The organism is Rhodocytophaga aerolata (assembly GCF_030503435.1).
Classification (GTDB): Bacteria; Bacteroidota; Bacteroidia; order Cytophagales; family 172606-1; genus Rhodocytophaga; species Rhodocytophaga aerolata.
This window is the reverse complement of sequence record NZ_JAUKPO010000001.1, coordinates 94,092-111,414: the sequence shown is the minus strand read 5'-3', so window position 1 is coordinate 111,414 and position 17,323 is coordinate 94,092. Positions and strand designations below refer to the sequence as shown.

Annotated in this window: 14 protein-coding genes and 1 tRNA gene; 9 read left to right on the top strand and 6 right to left on the bottom strand. The window is 39.8% G+C overall.

Annotated features, from left to right (window positions below):
* Positions 1-158: 158 nt before the first annotated feature.
* Entirely contained in the window at positions 159-965 is an 807-nt protein-coding gene (locus Q0590_RS00450) for an inositol monophosphatase family protein (RefSeq protein ID WP_302035497.1), read from the top strand.
* Between the two features lie 44 nt (positions 966-1,009).
* On the opposite strand, the gene Q0590_RS00445 is transcribed toward Q0590_RS00450, so the two are convergent.
* On the bottom strand, positions 1,010-2,059 hold the full coding sequence (locus tag Q0590_RS00445) for a patatin-like phospholipase family protein (protein ID WP_302035496.1): 1,050 nt from the start codon (positions 2,057-2,059) through the stop codon (positions 1,010-1,012).
* A gap of 416 nt (positions 2,060-2,475) precedes the next feature.
* Between Q0590_RS00445 and Q0590_RS00440 the strand changes: the two genes are divergently transcribed.
* Positions 2,476-3,219: a phenylalanine 4-monooxygenase gene (locus Q0590_RS00440; RefSeq protein ID WP_302035495.1), complete on the top strand. Its 744-nt coding sequence runs from the start codon at positions 2,476-2,478 to the stop codon at positions 3,217-3,219.
* Positions 3,220-3,354: 135 nt separating this feature from the next.
* The gene (gene hisH / locus Q0590_RS00435) at positions 3,355-3,987 is read left to right on the top strand and encodes an imidazole glycerol phosphate synthase subunit HisH (RefSeq protein WP_302035494.1); all 633 of its coding nucleotides are present in this window, start codon (positions 3,355-3,357) and stop codon (positions 3,985-3,987) included.
* Between the two features lie 80 nt (positions 3,988-4,067).
* Here the strand turns inward: hisH and pdxH are convergent, their stop codons facing one another.
* Positions 4,068-4,721 (bottom strand): pyridoxamine 5'-phosphate oxidase, encoded by a 654-nt coding sequence (gene pdxH / locus Q0590_RS00430; protein WP_302035493.1) that lies wholly within the window; start codon positions 4,719-4,721, stop codon positions 4,068-4,070.
* A gap of 167 nt (positions 4,722-4,888) precedes the next feature.
* On the opposite strand from pdxH, the gene Q0590_RS00425 reads away from it, so the two are divergent.
* The 3 genes from Q0590_RS00425 to Q0590_RS00415 all read left to right on the top strand — a co-directional run bounded on the left by Q0590_RS00425 (position 4,889) and on the right by Q0590_RS00415 (position 8,248).
* Positions 4,889-6,724, top strand: coding sequence for a DUF349 domain-containing protein (locus Q0590_RS00425; protein WP_302035492.1), 1,836 nt, complete (start codon positions 4,889-4,891; stop codon positions 6,722-6,724).
* 96 nt (positions 6,725-6,820) lie between these two features.
* Positions 6,821-6,893: transfer RNA gene (locus Q0590_RS00420), tRNA-Thr, on the top strand.
* 158 nt (positions 6,894-7,051) lie between these two features.
* Positions 7,052-8,248: a site-specific integrase gene (locus tag Q0590_RS00415; RefSeq protein ID WP_302035491.1), complete on the top strand. Its 1,197-nt coding sequence runs from the start codon at positions 7,052-7,054 to the stop codon at positions 8,246-8,248.
* A gap of 107 nt (positions 8,249-8,355) precedes the next feature.
* On the opposite strand, the gene Q0590_RS00410 is transcribed toward Q0590_RS00415, so the two are convergent.
* Positions 8,356-8,760 (bottom strand): response regulator, encoded by a 405-nt coding sequence (locus Q0590_RS00410; RefSeq protein ID WP_302035490.1) that lies wholly within the window; start codon positions 8,758-8,760, stop codon positions 8,356-8,358.
* A gap of 516 nt (positions 8,761-9,276) precedes the next feature.
* Positions 9,277-9,705 carry a response regulator gene (locus Q0590_RS00405; protein ID WP_302035489.1) on the bottom strand — a complete coding sequence of 143 codons (429 nt, stop codon included), beginning with the start codon at positions 9,703-9,705 and terminating at the stop codon, positions 9,277-9,279.
* 246 nt (positions 9,706-9,951) lie between these two features.
* Here Q0590_RS00405 and Q0590_RS00400 point away from each other — a divergent pair, with 246 nt between their 5' ends.
* Positions 9,952-11,394: a sensor histidine kinase gene (locus tag Q0590_RS00400; protein ID WP_302035488.1), complete on the top strand. Its 1,443-nt coding sequence runs from the start codon at positions 9,952-9,954 to the stop codon at positions 11,392-11,394.
* Positions 11,395-11,403: 9 nt separating this feature from the next.
* Here the strand turns inward: Q0590_RS00400 and Q0590_RS00395 are convergent, their stop codons facing one another.
* On the bottom strand, positions 11,404-11,607 hold the full coding sequence (locus Q0590_RS00395; protein WP_302035487.1) for a hypothetical protein: 204 nt from the start codon (positions 11,605-11,607) through the stop codon (positions 11,404-11,406).
* Positions 11,608-12,191: 584 nt separating this feature from the next.
* Here Q0590_RS00395 and Q0590_RS00390 point away from each other — a divergent pair.
* Both Q0590_RS00390 and Q0590_RS00385 read left to right on the top strand, forming a co-directional pair.
* Positions 12,192-16,046, top strand: a complete 3,855-nt coding sequence (locus tag Q0590_RS00390; protein WP_302035486.1) for a class I SAM-dependent DNA methyltransferase — start codon at positions 12,192-12,194, stop codon at positions 16,044-16,046.
* A 123-nt stretch (positions 16,047-16,169) separates the two neighbouring features.
* The gene (locus Q0590_RS00385) at positions 16,170-16,991 is read left to right on the top strand and encodes an MBL fold metallo-hydrolase (RefSeq protein ID WP_302035485.1); all 822 of its coding nucleotides are present in this window, start codon (positions 16,170-16,172) and stop codon (positions 16,989-16,991) included.
* A gap of 34 nt (positions 16,992-17,025) precedes the next feature.
* On the opposite strand, the gene Q0590_RS00380 is transcribed toward Q0590_RS00385, so the two are convergent.
* Complete coding sequence (locus Q0590_RS00380; RefSeq protein ID WP_302035484.1) at positions 17,026-17,283, bottom strand: hypothetical protein; 258 nt, start codon at positions 17,281-17,283, stop codon at positions 17,026-17,028.
* Between the last annotated feature and the right edge of the window lie 40 nt (positions 17,284-17,323).

Genomic DNA, 17,323 nt, shown 5'->3' with positions numbered 1-17,323 from the left:
AGATGGGAGCTTTGTTGATTTGCCAGCACCTATGCCTCAGTGAGGGGTATTTTCAAACAGATAACCTGAGAGTTATTTGTTGTTTTGTAACAATTTAAAGTTAAAAATAAAATTGATAATATGCAAATTATATTTCTTTATTAAACCAAAATCCCTTTATGCACTATACTAATTTTTTGAATCAGACTTTAGCACTTGTTTCAGGTATTGCCACCAGAAATTTCGGCAAAGTAGCCACTACTATTAAGACAGGAGATAACAACCAGGTGCTTACCCAGACTGACCTGGAAATTGGCCAGAAAATAATAGAATCTATAGAAAAGTCTTTTCCTACGCACAATATTATTGATGAAGAAGCAGGTGTACTCGATAAAGGTTCAGCTTTTACCTGGGTGGTCGATCCTATAGACGGCACTAGTAATTTTGCCAATGGCATACCTACCTATGGTATAATGATTGGCTTGCTGGAAGATGCCACCCCTATAGCCAGTGGTATAGCCTTGCCCGCATTTGGGGAAATGTATATTGCTGAGAAAAACAAAGGAGCTTATTGCAATGGACAAAAACTGGCAGTCACAGAGCAAAATAACCTGTTAGCTGCTTTGGTCGCTTATGGAGTGGACGGTCACCAGGAAAACCCTACGCTTACCTATACCGAATGCCGCTTGTTAGCCGAAATTGTCTTGCGTATCCGTAATCTGCGTTGCAGCAATAGCGTGTTTGACCTGGCCATGCTAGCCAGAGGGAGCTACGGAGCCGTATTGAACCGTACCAGCCGCATCTGGGACAATGTAGCGATTCATATACTAGTAGAAGAGGCAGGAGGGAAGTATACCGATTTTTTTGGCAAGCCTATGGATTATACTAACCCACTGACGAAAGATAAGCTAAACTATACATTCTGTGCTGCTGCACCTCTCCTGCATGAGCAACTACAGCAAATTATTCATCAATACAGCCAATGATGCATGATTAATGATGCCTGACAAATGGGTTTGAATTAATTCTTTTATTCTTCTTCCAACATCAGACTTACAAATTTATCAAGTTCCAGTTCCATTGCTTCAAAAGTGGTATCTCCCAGCTCTTTCAGGGCTTGCAAATTCTGCGGTTGTACATTATCTATTTCAGCAGCCACATCTATTGGTAATTCAGGATTGATTCGCAGGTATTGTTGCCTTGCCCCTATACTAGTATACAACTGTTGTAATTGATAATCTACGGCCTCCGCATTGGCCGAAGCCGTCATGCGTTGGAGAGGACGCGCCCATTTTGCCAGTCCCCAGTCTTTGGCATCTTCATAGCTGTATTGCATTTTTGGAAGACCGGTACCTAGCGATAAAATGAGCATAGCAGGCAGGGTGGCTTGCTGTGTTCTGGCCTGGCTGCCATAGAATACTTTACTCACTTCGGCAACGGCACATAATGCCGGATTATACGCTACAATGCTTCCGTCCACCAGCGGATAACTTACGCCAGACAAAGAAGCTATCTCTTTGCATTCAAAATAGGTGGGAATAGCAGATGTGGCCCGTGCTATATCGCGTACATAAAAATCGGAGGAAGGCCGGCTGGCGGTATGTTGTGTAAAAAAATGCCCCCGCCGCCGGTGGATATCATACGATGTGATGACACAAGGTTTTAGCAGCTGGCTCAGCTGAATGGTTTCAAAATAGTCGGCAAACATTTTTTCCATCCCTACAGCGCTGTATTGCTCATCTAGCAAACCGCCTAATGTAATAAGTTTGTGGTCGAACGTGTTGTCAAATATAGCGCCTGCATACCGGATATAGAAATCTACAATCTGGCTGGCAGAAAATCTGGGTGTCCGTATTTTTTCTTTCAAAGGGGTAATATACGCACAACTTAAGATGCCCCCAGTTCCGGTGCCTGCAAAAAAATCAAAGTAGTCGGCCAGTCGTTTCTCGGGGTCGCCGGTTCTTGCCTGAAGTTTATGTTCCAGTTTGGCCAGAATCTGCCCGGGTATAATTCCCCGGACGCCGCCGCCATCTATTGATAATATGCGTATAAATTTTTTCTCAGGAGTGAAACTTGCCATAGGGATAAAAAGCAGGGGTTAACTAATGTGATTGAAATATACTTGAATCTGTCAGAAAATATACAGTTTTTGTAAACTTTCCGGCAAAGCCAAGTGCTAGAAAGGTCACCAGTAATTTAGAAAGAGATTAAATGGCAACTAAATTTTTTGACTCATAAATTTGGGTTTACAAAAGTAATTTTCAATATTTACTCTCTATGAAATTTACCCGTACTTACCACTATGCATATTATCATGCCCGGAAACACCTTTCGGAATATAGTGGTCTGTTTAAAAATTAGTTTAGATATTAACTAACCTTTATAGAGAGCCTGATTCCGGAAAGAGTCAGGCTTTTTTGCTTCTATCTGGTACAACATAAATGGTATAATTTCTGTTTAAAATAGTATAATGGGTATAATTAAAATCGTATAGAGATGAGACAGCACTATGACAAATACACAGCAGAAGATCAGCATGTGTGGCGGATTCTGTTTGAACGGCAAATTGTTAACTTGCCCAATGCAGCCTCTCAAGAATACCTGGAGGGAATCCGGAGGATAAACTTTACGGCTGACCACATTCCTAATTTTGAGGAGGTTAACAAGATATTACACACCTATACTGGCTGGCAACTGCATGTAGTGGCAGGATTGCTTCCGAACAAAGAGTTTTTTGAATTGATGAATAACAAGCGGTTTTGTGCCACTACCTGGCTCCGCAAAATGAGTCAGCTGGATTATCTGCAAGAGCCGGATATGTTTCATGATGTTTTTGGCCATGTTCCGCTGCTTACCAACCCGGATTTGTGTAATTTTTTACAGGGCTTAAGCCGCATTGCCCTAAAATATATTGATAATGAACTGGCGATTGAACTAGTATCCAGGTTGTACTGGTATACTGTAGAATTTGGTCTCATACGAGAACAGGGGAAGCTGCGAATTTATGGGGCAGGCATATTGTCTTCTACAGGAGAAACCAACTATTCGCTGGAGAGTAATATACCTAAGCGAGTGCCTTATCAGGTAAAAGAAATTATTGATACGCCGTATATTAAAGATAAATACCAGGAAAAATACTTCGTCATTGATTCTTATGAGCAATTATTCAACTCGGTAGGTGAAATTGAAAGACATATAGAACAAGAAGTAAAAAATTCGCTGTTACTTAAATCTGTGTGAGCAAAGCCGGCGATGGACTCATATAGCAAGTATACGTTTTACACAAAACCAATCAACGCCTGATACTTTGTCTTTTCCTGTGTCTATCTTTGTACCTACCGGAGGAGATAATACATAAATAACCCGTGCCATCTTATGAAAATAGTAATTATCAAATACAATGCAGGCAATGTTCAATCGGTTACATACGCCTTACAACGCCTGGGCATAGAGCCTATATTAAGTGACGACGAACAAGTGATACGGTCGGCAGACCGGGTTATTTTTCCGGGTGTTGGAGAGGCCAGTACCGCCATGTATTACCTCCGGAAAAAAGGATTAGATAAGCTTATTCCTACATTGGAGCAACCAGTCTTAGGTGTATGCCTGGGTTTGCAACTCATGTGCCGGTTCTCCGAAGAAAACAATACCGATTGCCTGAACATCTTCGATCTTACCGTAAAACGCTTCGATAGTCAAAAAGCCCGTACAGCCAGCGGAGAGTCATTAAAAATTCCACATATGGGTTGGAATACACTAACCGATTACCAGAGTGAACTACTGAAAGGTTTGCCGGAAAATGCCTATGTATATTATGTACATAGTTATTATGCACCGCTTAGCGAATACACCATTGCCACCACGCACTACATAGAACCCTTTAGTGCCATGCTGCATAAAGCAAACTTCTATGCCTGCCAGTTCCACCCGGAAAAAAGCGGCCCTGCCGGAGCCGCCATCTTGACTAATTTTATCAGCCTGAAGGAAAAAGTGTTACTTGCAGAATAACCTAATCAGCGAATTAAATAGAGTTAGTTGTTGGCAATAAGTTTTATCAAAACCAAGGAGCACTAATTAATGACATCAGCTTAAGGAGCCAAACGGTGTTTTTGCCAGGTATTCTCTGCCGTTTTAGTATACACAATGCGGTCGTGGAGGCGGCTAGGGCGGCCTTGCCAGAATTCTATGCTATCAGGCACTATACAGTAGCCTCCCCAATGTGGCGGACGGGGAATAAGCTGTTCCTGGCCGAATTCTTCTTTAAGACGGGTAGTATTTTCTTCCAGGACCTGCCTGCCAGGAATTTGCTGGCTCTGTGGAGAGGCCCATGCCCCGATCTGGCTGCCACGGGGGCGGCTATGAAAATACGCATCAGACTGCTGAGCAGAAATCAGTTCCGTGCTGCCCTCTATACGCACTTGCCTTTCTAATTCTGGCCAGAAAAAGGTAAGGCTTGCCCACTGGTTACTGGCCAGTTCTTGTCCTTTGCGGCTTTGGTAATTTGTAAAAAATACGAACCCTTTTTCTGTAAGGCCTTTTAGCAGTACAATTCTACCCGAAGGCCGGCCATTGGCCGATACAGTAGCTAAATGCATGGCATTGGGTTCGGGTACTTTTGCTTCCAGAGCTTCGGCAAGCCATTGCTGAAACTGGGTAAAAGGCTCAGGTGCGGTTTGCTCAAGCGTCAGATCTTGCAACGTATACTCTTTCCGGATAGCTGCCAGATTATATTTTTCACTCATAGGGATATAAACCTTATAGTAAAACTGATAATTTTAAGAACTTGAAATAGCGTTGGCAAAATAAAGCCTTTTTCAAGCCTGTTTATTTATATTATATTGTACAAAGTAAGTGAATTTTATTAATTTTGTAATATTCATAGTATTGTAGGACAGTAATAGGGCAAATAATGAATACTGAAAAAGAACATACGGAAGAAGAAATTTTACGGAAACATCAGCAGCCTGACACATTGGAAGAGGAACATGAAGGGCATGAGCAGGAGATGGAAGCAGAGGTAGAAGAGTCCGTAGATTATTCTCATCTTTCCAAAGAAGAACTCATGCATACAGCAGAAGGTTTGCTGAAGGAACAGGATTATAAAAAAGTAGATGCTATACTCCGGCAGATAAAGCCTGTATTTGATGAAATAAAAGACAAAGAAAGAGGCGAGGCTCTGGAAAAATTTATTGCTGAAGGAGGAGAGCAAGACGATTTCGACTATAAAGCAGATGAAGTAACGCACCGTTTTGAGCAGGCTTACCGCCAGCTGAAGGAGAAAAAAGCAAAACAATTGCAGGATTCAGAACGCGAAAAAGAAAAGAACCTGCAAGCCAAAAATGCGCTACTCGATAAATTAAGGCAACTAACAGATGCTGAAGAAACCACAGCCAGTATAGCTGCGCTGAAGCAGATTCAGGATGAGTGGAAAACCATTGGGCCGGTTCCGGCTGCCCAAGCGAAAAATCTGTGGGCAAACTATAACGCCCTGATCGAGTTGTTTTATAGTAACCGCAGCATTTATTTCGAGCTAAAAGAACTAGACAGAAAAAAGAACCTGACCTTAAAGCAGGAGATCTGCGAGAAAGCCGAAAAACTAGCTGAGCAAGCGCCTTCCAGCCAGGTGATAAAAGAATTGAATGATCTGCATGAAGAATACAAGCATGTAGGGCCGGTACCGAAAGAGGAGCAGGAAGCCCTCTGGCAACGATTTAAAGCTGCTTCAGATGTGATCTACAACAAGCGCCGCGAGCAGTTGGAAGTCAGCAAAAAGGAGATGCAAAATCACCTGCAAGTAAAAACGACTTTGAGTGAAAAGGCCGAGCAGTTTACTTCATTTAATTCTTCTAAAATCTCTGACTGGAACGACAAAACCAAAGAGATTCTGGAACTGCAAAAACAATGGGAATCTGTAGGGCCTGTGCCAAAAGAAAAGGCTAAAGACGTAAACAAACGTTTCTGGGCTGCTTTCAAAACTTTTTTTCATAATAAAAACGAGTTTTTTAAAAACCTGGAAGCCTACCGGGAGGAAAATCTGCAAAAGAAGACAGAACTGTGTGAGCGGGTAGAAGCCTTGAATAGCAATGAAGAAGTAGACCTGGAACAGGCTGCAGAGCAGGTAAAACACTTACAGCAAGAGTGGAAAGACATAGGACCTGTGCCAGAAAAGCAGCGTAATCATATATTCGACCGCTTCAAGTCTGCCTGTGATGCATTTTTCGACAAACGCAGAGGACAGCGCAACCAGGTAGAAAGGCAGTACGAAGTTAATTATGAGAAAAAGGTGCAGATATGTGAAGCCATAGAGAAGATGGCAGCAAGCGGTGAAGCTGATGTGAAATCTTTGGAACAATTACGCAGTGAATGGCAGAATACTGGTTTTGTACCACGTAAACATATGCATAGCATTCAGAAACGTTACTCAGATGCCATTCAGCAATTTTTGCAGCAAAGCAAGCAACTATCTGACCGGGATAAAGACAAAATACAACTTTCTGTAGAAATGAATGCTTCCCGTACAAACCCCAAAGCGATGAAGCAACTGCATAAAAAGGAAGCTTCAATGCGTAAACGTTTGTCGCAGATTGAGAATGATATTGCTTTATGGAAGAATAATATGGAGTTTTTTGCCAATTCTAAAACTGCTACTAAATTAAAAGAAGAGTTTAATCAGAAGATAGAAGCGGCTCAGCAAGAGTATAATACCTTAAAAAGACAGATCCAGTTAATCCACGAAAATGAATAGCCGGTAAATAATTTTTTCAAATTGTTTTGGAAAAGTTAATTGAGCCTGTATTTTTGCACTCGCTTTGATAAACAATCAAGCAAAATATTAAAAGAAGCCTCCATAGCTCAGCTGGTAGAGCAACTGACTTGTAATCAGTAGGTCGTTGGTTCGATTCCGACTGGGGGCTCTGAAAAAACCGCTAAATTTCGCAAATTAAGCGGTTTTTTGTTTTTTAGTCCTTCCTGAGTCGTTTTCCCATCATTGTTTTTTATAGCGAAAAGGCATACTTTTAGACACTCAATCTTAAATGTTGAGACCTATGTGAGACCTGGCCAATTATAAAAAATGAGTGTATCCGCTAAATTATATTGCAAAAAAAGTAGAGTTAAACCAGATGGTACCGCACCTATTTATATAGTGCTAAGAATAAACAGTAAGCCAAAGCTGATATTAACTGGTAGATATATTAATCCGAATAACTTTGATAATAATTCTGGTAGAGTTACCAGGGGCGACGCAAATATAATGAAGCTGAATGCCTACTTGGGTGCAAAGCTGGCATTGATAGAAAAAATAATAATAGATTTTCAGCATGAGGGCAGAGCCATTACCCACGATGGGATTATAAGTGCCTATGAAAGCGATGGAAAGTTGCTCTTTGTAGATTTTTGTAGGCAGGAATTAGAGGCTTCCAAAAGTACAATCGTTTATACCTATTATAAAACCACAAAATATCAGCTGGAGAAACTCGATAACTATCATCCGGGTCTGACTATCCAACAACTCAATTTCGATTTTTTACAAAAGTATCAATACTACCTGGTAGAGAAGGGCAATGAGCCTAATACCATGAAAAGTGATTTTGTAATGATCCGCAAGTTCTTAAATATTGCCATCAAGAAAGGACTCACTAAAAATTATCCTTTCAAAGATTTTGAAATTCCTTCTGAGGAAGCTGTGAAGGAATACTTGACGTTGAAAGAGGTAGAGAGCTTGCATAACCTTTATGACTCCAATACGCTGTCGGAAAAACTTCAGAATACGTTGTTCTACTTTTTGGTTGCCTGCTATACTGGTCTGCGGTTTTCGGATGTAGGCCGTCTGAATGCATTGTATCTGAAACAGACAGGGAACAGGTATTTTATATCCATGCAAATGAAAAAGACGCGTAAACCGGTGGAAATTCCATTAAGCAACCGGGTTGTACGCTTGATGCTGAAAAGGGCAGGAGTGGAGCATACACCAGCTTTAGCAGAGGTGGATTTACTAGGAAACAATGGAATTTTTAGCAGGAAACTCAAGCAGAGCAATAGCCGGGTGAATAATGATGTACGGGAAGTTATCGCTATGCAAAAAATTAATAAATACATCTCCTTTCACTGCTCCAGGCATTCATTTGCTATTAATTCACTTATTCTTGGAATCAGCCTGGAAGTAATTTCTAACATTCTTGGTCATACCCAGCTAAAAACCACACAGATTTATGCCAAAGTAGTGAATGAATTAAAAGTGAAGCAGATGGAGAAGTGGGATTTTGATTAAATTTGACTCCATTAGTGTATGATTTTTTTATATACCACTTTCTATATTGAGTTTCCTATCGAAGGGTAAGAACCAAGGCAAGTCTGGAAAAGACAGAAAGCTTTATATTAGATGATTTCTAAAATGGGCTTTAGCTTTTCCTCGGTAAGCGGTTTAGTAATAAATCCTGAGATGGGATAATTAAGGGCTTTTACCTTATCCTTTCTTGCCGAAGAAGAACTGAGGATACAAATAGTGATTTTATCCGCATATTTAGAGAATGTTTGCCCAAACGCTTCTAAAAATTCAAAGCCATCCATCACTGGCATATTCAAATCAAGCAAGATAAAGGCAGGACAAAACTCCTCAGCCTTCTCATGGATGCAGTTTTGTTCTAAAAAATCAAGCGCTTGCTTTCCATTAAATACTGTAGAAACTTTGTCTGCCACAGCCATATCTTCTAGGGTTGAGCTAATTACAAAGCTGCTCACCAAGTCATCATCTACCACCAGTAAATTCTTTATTTTTTTCATCAGGCTTTTCTTTAAAGGTTAAACAGAAGCATCTATTGACTTTTTTTTACCTGGTAAAAATTAGCCTTTGGAATAGAATGGAACGGTGTCTAATTGTTGTTCGCTAGTTGCCTCCTTTTTACTATTAAATTTCCCCCGGATGAAAGTTCATGTTTTTTATTTGCATTAACTAGGAATTAATATACTTATGTTCAATAAACTCGGTAGGAATTAAGTAAAAATACTAAGCTGACTTGTTTACTTATCTAGGGTCGATAGATTTTTCGCTAGTTGATAGTTGAGTAAAGCATCTATGGTTTGCAGCTTCTCCTGGCTAACTTTGAGATTTTGCTCATTCTTCCGCAAGTGATTCTGTAACCTTGTCTGTTCTTCTTTCCGGTTAGTTTAAAAAATCTGTGTTTGCCATACAGATTTAATTGTACACCAGTAGCTCCACTCAGATTTGATTATTTCTGCACCTTCTTCTACCTATTTCCTACGCAAATAGGTAGAAGAAGGTGCAGATGAGCTATGTGTTTAAATCCGCCTATAAGATGCATGTACTAAAGAAAGTATTTTATCTTCTGTAATGGGCTTCTCAAGATAATCTGTTATTGCAAAGCTTCTTATTTTTTCTATATCCCGAGGATTAAAAGAAGTAGAGAGGGCAACAACTTTGATTTGCATATGACTCGTTTGACTTAATTGCTGTAGTTCATCTAGCAATTCAAAGCCATTCATGACAGGCATATTTATATCGAGCAAAATCAAGTCTGGACACTCTATTGAGGCTGCCTGTTCATTTAAGCAATACTGCTTTATCTGGGCAAGTCCCTCTTGGCCATTCTTAGCCCTTAGGATTTGCTCGGCCAAGTCCATCTCTTCTAATGTGATTTTTGTCAGATACACGCTGGTAGAATCATCGTCAATGATTAATACCCGGTTAAACGCTTTGATGTTCGACATGAGTGCATACTTAGAAGTTAAATATACTCACCCTATAAATTAAATAAAAGCCAATTTGATGCTACTGTTGTAAATCTGTATAAATACAGCACAAAATTGTAATTTATTCTAGATTTTAAATTAGTAAATATCAATATTATTAGCATATTTATTGCCATTTCCTGACAAGTGCTATAGATAATGGAAAACCACTGTTGGCATTTAAGTAAAAGTGTTAGATAATCAGCATTTAATTTAAAAAACTTCATGTTAGCAAACAATTCACCAAAGGAGTTAATGCAAGGGATCTTAGATGCTTCTTTAACTGCAATTGTCGTACTCAAAGCACTTCGCAATCAAGAAAATAAGATAGTGGATTTTACTTGGCAGCTATTTAACCAACGAGCCATTGACATCTACCCTTCTCTAAATGGGGTAATAGAGGTAGGCAAAAGGGTATCTGAGTTATTTCCTTCTATCTTTGGAAATGAAAACTTTCAACGTTGGGTATATACTACGCAGACAGGTGAACCATATCAGATAGAATATCACTATAGCCAGGATGGATTTAACAATTGGTTTCGGGAAAGAGGCGTTAGATTTGGAGATGGATTAATTATTAGCTCAGATGATATTACCGAACAAAAGGAAAAAGAAGCCACTTTGCTCAGAAGTGGAGCGTTGCTCTTGGAAAGCCAACAGATCGCTCAAATAGGTACTTTTCAACTTAACGAGCAGGGTGAAATTTACTGGACTGAGCAGATGTATCAAATATTTGAGATCGATCCCTCTGTTAAACTAACTACTACGCTAATAGATAATTTGATTCATGAAGAAGACAGAGAAAGATTTTTAGATAATGTAAATAAGGTATTTAGCAGTGAGCAGTCTCATACAGTGGAATATAAACTTTGTCTACCGAATGGGAAGCTAAAGCATATATGGTCAAGAGCTAAAATGGTCAATGGAAAGTTCACTGGAACAGCGATGGATATTACTGAGCGCAAAGAACTAGAGTTAACAAATACAAGGCTTGCCCATCGGAATGTTGATCTGGATAGCTTTGTCTTTACTGCATCGCATGACCTGCGAGCACCTATAAACCATATTGAAAGCTTGTTAAATTTCTTACAAGAGGAGATTAAGGGTCAACAAGAGGGCGTTGCTTTATATATGGAATTACTTCATAAATCTATCGTTGATTTACAAACTACACTCCAGGACTTAACTACGGTTACCGAGATTCATTCAGGTGAGAAAGCGGAGCATATCAATTTAGTAGATGTGATAGAAGAAGTGAAGGTGGCACATCATAAGCTAATACAAGAAACAAATGCTAGCATACAGGTGGGTTTGGGGGTTGCTTTCCTTCCTATCCCAAAAAGACATGCCAAAAGCTTAGTGTACAATTTATTTTCCAATGCCTTAAAATTCCGTTCAAAAGATAGACCCCTAATTATCCGGATTTGCTCCAACTTGAAGCAGAATAAGATACATTTAAGTTTTTCAGATAATGGCATCGGCATCAAAAAAGAAGATCAGGACAAAGTATTCATGATCTTCAAACGATTTAATCCAGAGATAGCAGGAAGAGGCGTCGGCATGTATTTAGTCAAGCGGATCATTGACTTAAATGAAGGGGAGATTTACCTGGAGAGCCAGGAAAATGCAGGCACCACTTTCCATATTGAATTTCCTGTATCAGAGTAGCAGGTAAGTTTAAAAATTTCTGTTTTCTTCCATTAAACGATAGTCTATTCCTGTCTCAGATTTCCAATGATCTAATTTAGATTCTATCTCCCTTTTGACTTCCTCCAACGAATAATGGACAGCATCTATTTCTGGTATTTCTTGAATATAGCCGGCATAGGCTAAGTAAGGAGTTTTTAAATATATAGCTGTCAAAGCATATCTCGATTCCATAGCTGTCAGAAAAAATAGTAAAAAATAAACTATGTAAAGATAACTAGGAACAAAACCCTAATCATCCGATTAAATACTGCAATTGGTTGCACAAACACTGAAAAATAAAAAGTATGTTTTTCGTGACATATGCTGCTGCAATCAGATTCTCCTGAAAATGTATGTCACCAGAAGCTGTGCAAATACCTTTTTTACCTGCTAGCTCTGCAAGTTTATTGTATCTTCCACTTCCAATTGCATAGTTCGAGAAAGTAAAACATTTGATAGTTCATTGGTACATTAGATCAGAAGATTTCAGAGAAATACCAAACTAGGTGGCTAATCATTGATGCTCACCTAATTGGTTCAACTGGATTTTGGGCAATAGAAAACCGGCATATAGCTGATGGAAAATCCTATCGTATTCTATTGCTGAAATCCTGCCCCCTTACGCAACTGTTTGCTGAAAGGGAAATTGAAGGCATTTAATACGAAGTATGTACTGCTTTGATAAATTAGCCAAGTAAATTTCCAGCCAACAATTGTCCTTTCATACCAATAAAAAATGTGTATTTTAAAGCCTCATTCACCGGATGCTTTTACCTATGCATATACAAGTACAATCTCCCAAACAATCATTAAACAAAGCTTATCTTAAAACCAAAGTAGAACGTGCTCAGCTAGACCTGTTTAAAGCAAACCTTTCGCAGTTCCTCCACAAAGCAAAGCAGGCCATTGAACGGCAAGAGTCAGAAGAACACCTGAAAAACCTGGTCAAAGACTTTCTCAAGGATACCTATTATAAAGACCGCTACGAAATAAATACTAGAGGGAGAGCTGACCTGGTGATCCATCATGGGCCAACGGCACAGAATACGGCGGCTGTGCTGATGGAAGTGAAACGCCCTGGTAACAAAGCAGAAATGATCAGCCAGGCGGATATTAACCGCAAAGCCATGCATGAGGCGGTGTTATATTATTTACGGGAGCGGATAGAAGGCAAAAACACCGAGCTCAAATACATCATTATTACCAATATTTACGAGTGGTATATTTTCAATGCCGCCGATTTTGAGTCCGTATTTCATAAAAACACAGCATTGAAAAAAGCCTACCAGGACTGGAGTACCGGAAAGCTGGTAAGCAAAAATACGGATCTAATCTATGAGTATATTGGTGATGTGCTTAAACAAAGTGCCGACAGTTTGCCTGCTACCTATGTTGATTTGTACTCATCTCTCACATTATCAGAAACTTCTTTTCTCACAGTTTATAAAGTATTTTCTCCGCCACATTTACTCAAAGAATCGTTTGCTAATGACAGCAATACCCTCGATAATAAGTTTTACCAGGAACTGCTGCACATTATTGGATTGGAAGAAATAAAAGACGGCGGCAAAAAACTCATCCGGCCCAAAGCTAAGCCAGATCTAGGCTCCCTCTACGAGAATACACTGCTGATGCTAAAAGTAGAAGGGAGAATAGGCCGGCTTATCAATCCGCGTAAATACGGAAATACGCAGCAGGAAATAGCACAGAATATGGCCCTGGAGCTTTGTATTACCTGGATAAACCGCATACTTTTTCTCAAGTTGCTAGAGGCACAGCTGTACCGCTATCACCACAAAGATGTACACTACCGGTTCCTGAAAGAACAAACCATTAACGATTTTGATGAATTGAATAAACTCTTCTTTCAGGTACTGGCTTTGAAACCAAGTGAACGTACAGCCAGTATTCAAAGCCGCTATGGGCATGTGCCGTATCTGAACAGCTCATTGTTTGAGATTACCGACCTGGAAGACGAAGGCATCCGCATTAATAGCCTGGATGACCATGTAGCTATGCCGGTGTATAGTGGAACGGTGCTAAAAAATGAAGGGGGCAAAGCATTAAAAAATGCAGAGTTTCCTTCAGTATTGCCGTATTTGCTGCGCTTTCTGGATGCGTATGATTTTGGGGCAGAAGGGAAAGGGGAGGTGCAGGAAGAGAATAAAACGCTGATTACGGCTTCGGTGCTGGGGCTGATCTTTGAGAAAATTAACGGCTACAAAGACGGCTCTTTTTACACACCCGGATTTATTACCATGTATATGTGCCGCGAAACCTTGCGGCGAGCCGTCGTACAGAAGTTTAACGCCAAGTATGGATGGAACTGTGATACTATAGAAGAAGTGAATGATAGCCTATACAGGCAGAAGGTCTCCCTCAAAGAAGCCAATGAGCTAATTAACAACCTGCATATTTGTGACCCGGCTGTTGGCTCTGGGCATTTTCTGGTGTCTGCACTGAACGAACTGATTGCCATTAAAGCGGATCTGCATATTTTAACAGATAGCCAGGGAAAACTGCTCCGTTACGATAGCATCAGTGTAGCCAACGATGAACTGGTGGTGACAGATAGCCATGGCGATTTGTTTGAATACACCGTGAATAAATCTAACAATGTATCGCCGGAGAAACACCTGTTGCAGGAAACCTTGTTCCGCGAAAAGCAACACATGATTGAAAATTGCCTGTTTGGGGTAGATATTAACCCTAATTCAGTGAAAATATGCCGGCTGCGGTTATGGATAGAACTGCTGAAGAATGCGTATTACACTTCCGAAAGCAATTATAAAGAACTACATACACTGCCCAATATTGATATTAACATCAAGCAAGGCAACTCCCTGCTCAGCCGCTTTGCCCTGGACGAAGACTTGAGTGAGGTATTTAAAAAGCAGAAATTCAGCCTAAAAAATTACCGCTTAGCCGTACAGAATTACAAAGAAACCAACTCCAAAGAGGCCAAAGGAGAACTTTTGGCTTTTATTAAAGAAATTAAAGATCAGTTCAGGACTTCTATTAGCAAAAAAGATCCATTGATAAGCAGAATGGCGTTTGTGAGAGGTACAATTGAAAATATCAAAGGGGAGAATATTTTTGGTGAGAAGAATTTAAATGAAAAAACGTTCACTGCCATCAAAAATAAGCTGCAAGCAGAAGGGTTGTTAAAAAGAAGTAATCAAAAGTTCGCTATAGAGAATGCTGAAACAGTTCTAATTGAAATATTGGATAGTCTGGAAGAAGAAAAAAGTACCATAGAAGCCAACCGGATATATGAGGGAGCCTTTGAGTGGCGTTTTGAATTTCCGGAAGTTTTGGACGAAAATGGAAATTATGAGGGCTTCGATGTGGTAATTGGCAATCCGCCATATATCCGGCAGGAGGAACTGGGAGATTTTAAAGTATACCTTCAGAAACACTTTCAAACTTATGCAGGAACAGCTGATTTATATATATATTTTGTAGAAAGAGGAATACAATTGCTGAAACCCGGGGGTAATTTTGTTTATATCTTACCAAATAAATGGTTGCGTGCGGGGTATGGCAAAGCCTTAAGAATTTGGTTGAAAAATTATCAGTTTAGGCAGTTAATAGATTTCGGTGATTTACCTGTTTTCGAAGAAGCCACTACATATCCATTAATATTAAACATATCCAAAGTAAATACACAGGTTCCTGCACAAGCGGCATTGCTTACTTCTCTGAAATTTGAAAATGGAATAGGAAAGACTATCGAAGAAAAAGCTTTTCATATAAATATTGCCGCATTAAAGGATGAAGGCTGGTCTTTAAGTAATTCCGGAGTAAGTAAAATATTAGATAAATTGAAAGCAACAGGCACACCTTTGGGAAAATATGTAAATGGTAAAATTTATTATGGTATTAAAACAGGGTTGAATGAAGCGTTTATAATTGATGAGGTTACAAAAAAGCACTTAATAGAAGAAGATGCCAACAGTGCTGATTTGATCAAACCTTTTTTGGCAGGAAGAGACGTTAAAAGATATACTCAGCCAAGAAGTGAAAAGTATTTAATATTTGCCAGGCGAGGTATTAACATGGGACAATATCCTGCAATATTAAAGCATTTATCTAAGTTTAAAGATGATCTTACACCTCGTCAAAAAGGAATGGAAGGTGCAGGTAGAAAACCGGGCAGTTATAAATGGTATGAAATTCAGGATGCTGTTGATTATTATAATGAGTTTGATACTCCCAAAATAATTGTTCCAGCAATTGTACAACGCGCCTCTTATAGCTATGATAAAGAGAAATATTATAGTAATGACAAAACTACAATCATTCCTACAGAGGATATGTATCTTCTAGGAGTGCTAAATAGTAAAGCAGTAGATTTCTATTTCAAACAGATAGGTGCTACAAAACAAGGAGGATTCTACGAATACAAACCAGTTTACCTGTCACAACTACCAATAGCAGAACCCTCAACAGAAGTTAGAAACCTTATTGAAAGCAAAGTCAATCAAATCCTTGAATCAAAAAGAGCTAATCCCCAAGCAGATACTGCCCTTCTGGAGCAAGAAATAGACCAGATGGTGTATGAATTATATGGCTTGATGGAGGAAGAAATTGCCATTGTAGAAGGAGAAAGGGTAGAAGTGGAGGCGTAAAATCACTCTTGAACGCTATTGCATTTACTGGTAACGTAAATTATTGGTATGCAGTACATACTGATTTGCCTCTAACTTGGATTATTAGTAAGTTACCTTTATCAAACCTTCCTACTGCTATCTATGCGGGTAAAGTTCTATGGTACAAGAGGCTCCATTCCAGTTCCGGAGAAAAACTACATGCTTTTTGGGGGGAATACTGCCTGCTTGCTGGTTACCTTTGATAATGGCCAAAAAGCCATACTAGATGCAGGAAGTGGCATGAGAAAACTAGGAGAAGAGCTGCTTGTTTCCCCTTTGACGCAAAAAAGTCTACCAATTATTCTTTCTCATACCCATTGGGATCATATACAGGGCTTCCCTTTCTTTAAACCTGCTTTTCTGGAAAGTTATACCCTCGATATTTACTTAAGCAACCGTTATGGACTAGAGCGTAATCTGAGAAGGATCTTTTCTAATCAAATGCGTTTTGAATATTTTCCTGTGGATCTAAAAAAATTGAGTGCCTGCATTCGCTTTTGGGAGCCTGAGCAGGAAAGCAGTATTACCGAATGGGGGGCTAAGGTAACGGCTTGCCCGTTAAATCATCCTGGACATTCCTATGGATACCGGTTTGAGTATGGAGGCAAAACCCTGGTTTACTGCACAGATGTAGAACATGGAGAGAAAATTGACCCCAGGGTGGTAGCCTTGGCTCATGAGGCAGATTTGTTAATTCATGATGCTCAATATACACCCGAAGAATTGCAGATGCATCGGGGATGGGGCCACAGCAGCTGGTTACAGGCCGTTCACGTAGCTCAGCAGGCCAATGTGGAAAGACTAGCCCTATTCCATCATGATCCTTCGCATGACGACAATTTTCTTTTAGAGCAGGAAAAGCAGTGTCAAGCCTTGTTTCCCAATTCTTTTTTCGCTCGAGAGGGAATGGAAATAGACTTTTAATGCATGTTAAACTTTTCCTATTCCGCTCGATTAGCTACTCATCGCCTGAAAGAATACGTATAGCTTTGCGGTAAGCAAAAAACCATTTGTCCTCTTCTGTTCGGATAACGCCTAATACGGTTAGCCTATCTACCTCATTCCAGATCAGCTGCATGCATCTACCAATGTGAAGACTGTCAGCAGATTTTTTTACGATAGCAGATGCCGAATCGCAGGATTGAATTCTATCAGGAGCCGTTTCAGTAGTTGGAAAAGAGGGTGTTTGTTGTGAGATAGGTTCAGATGTAAACATAGCTTTGAGTATCCAGAAGCCGCTGGAAACGGATGAGTGA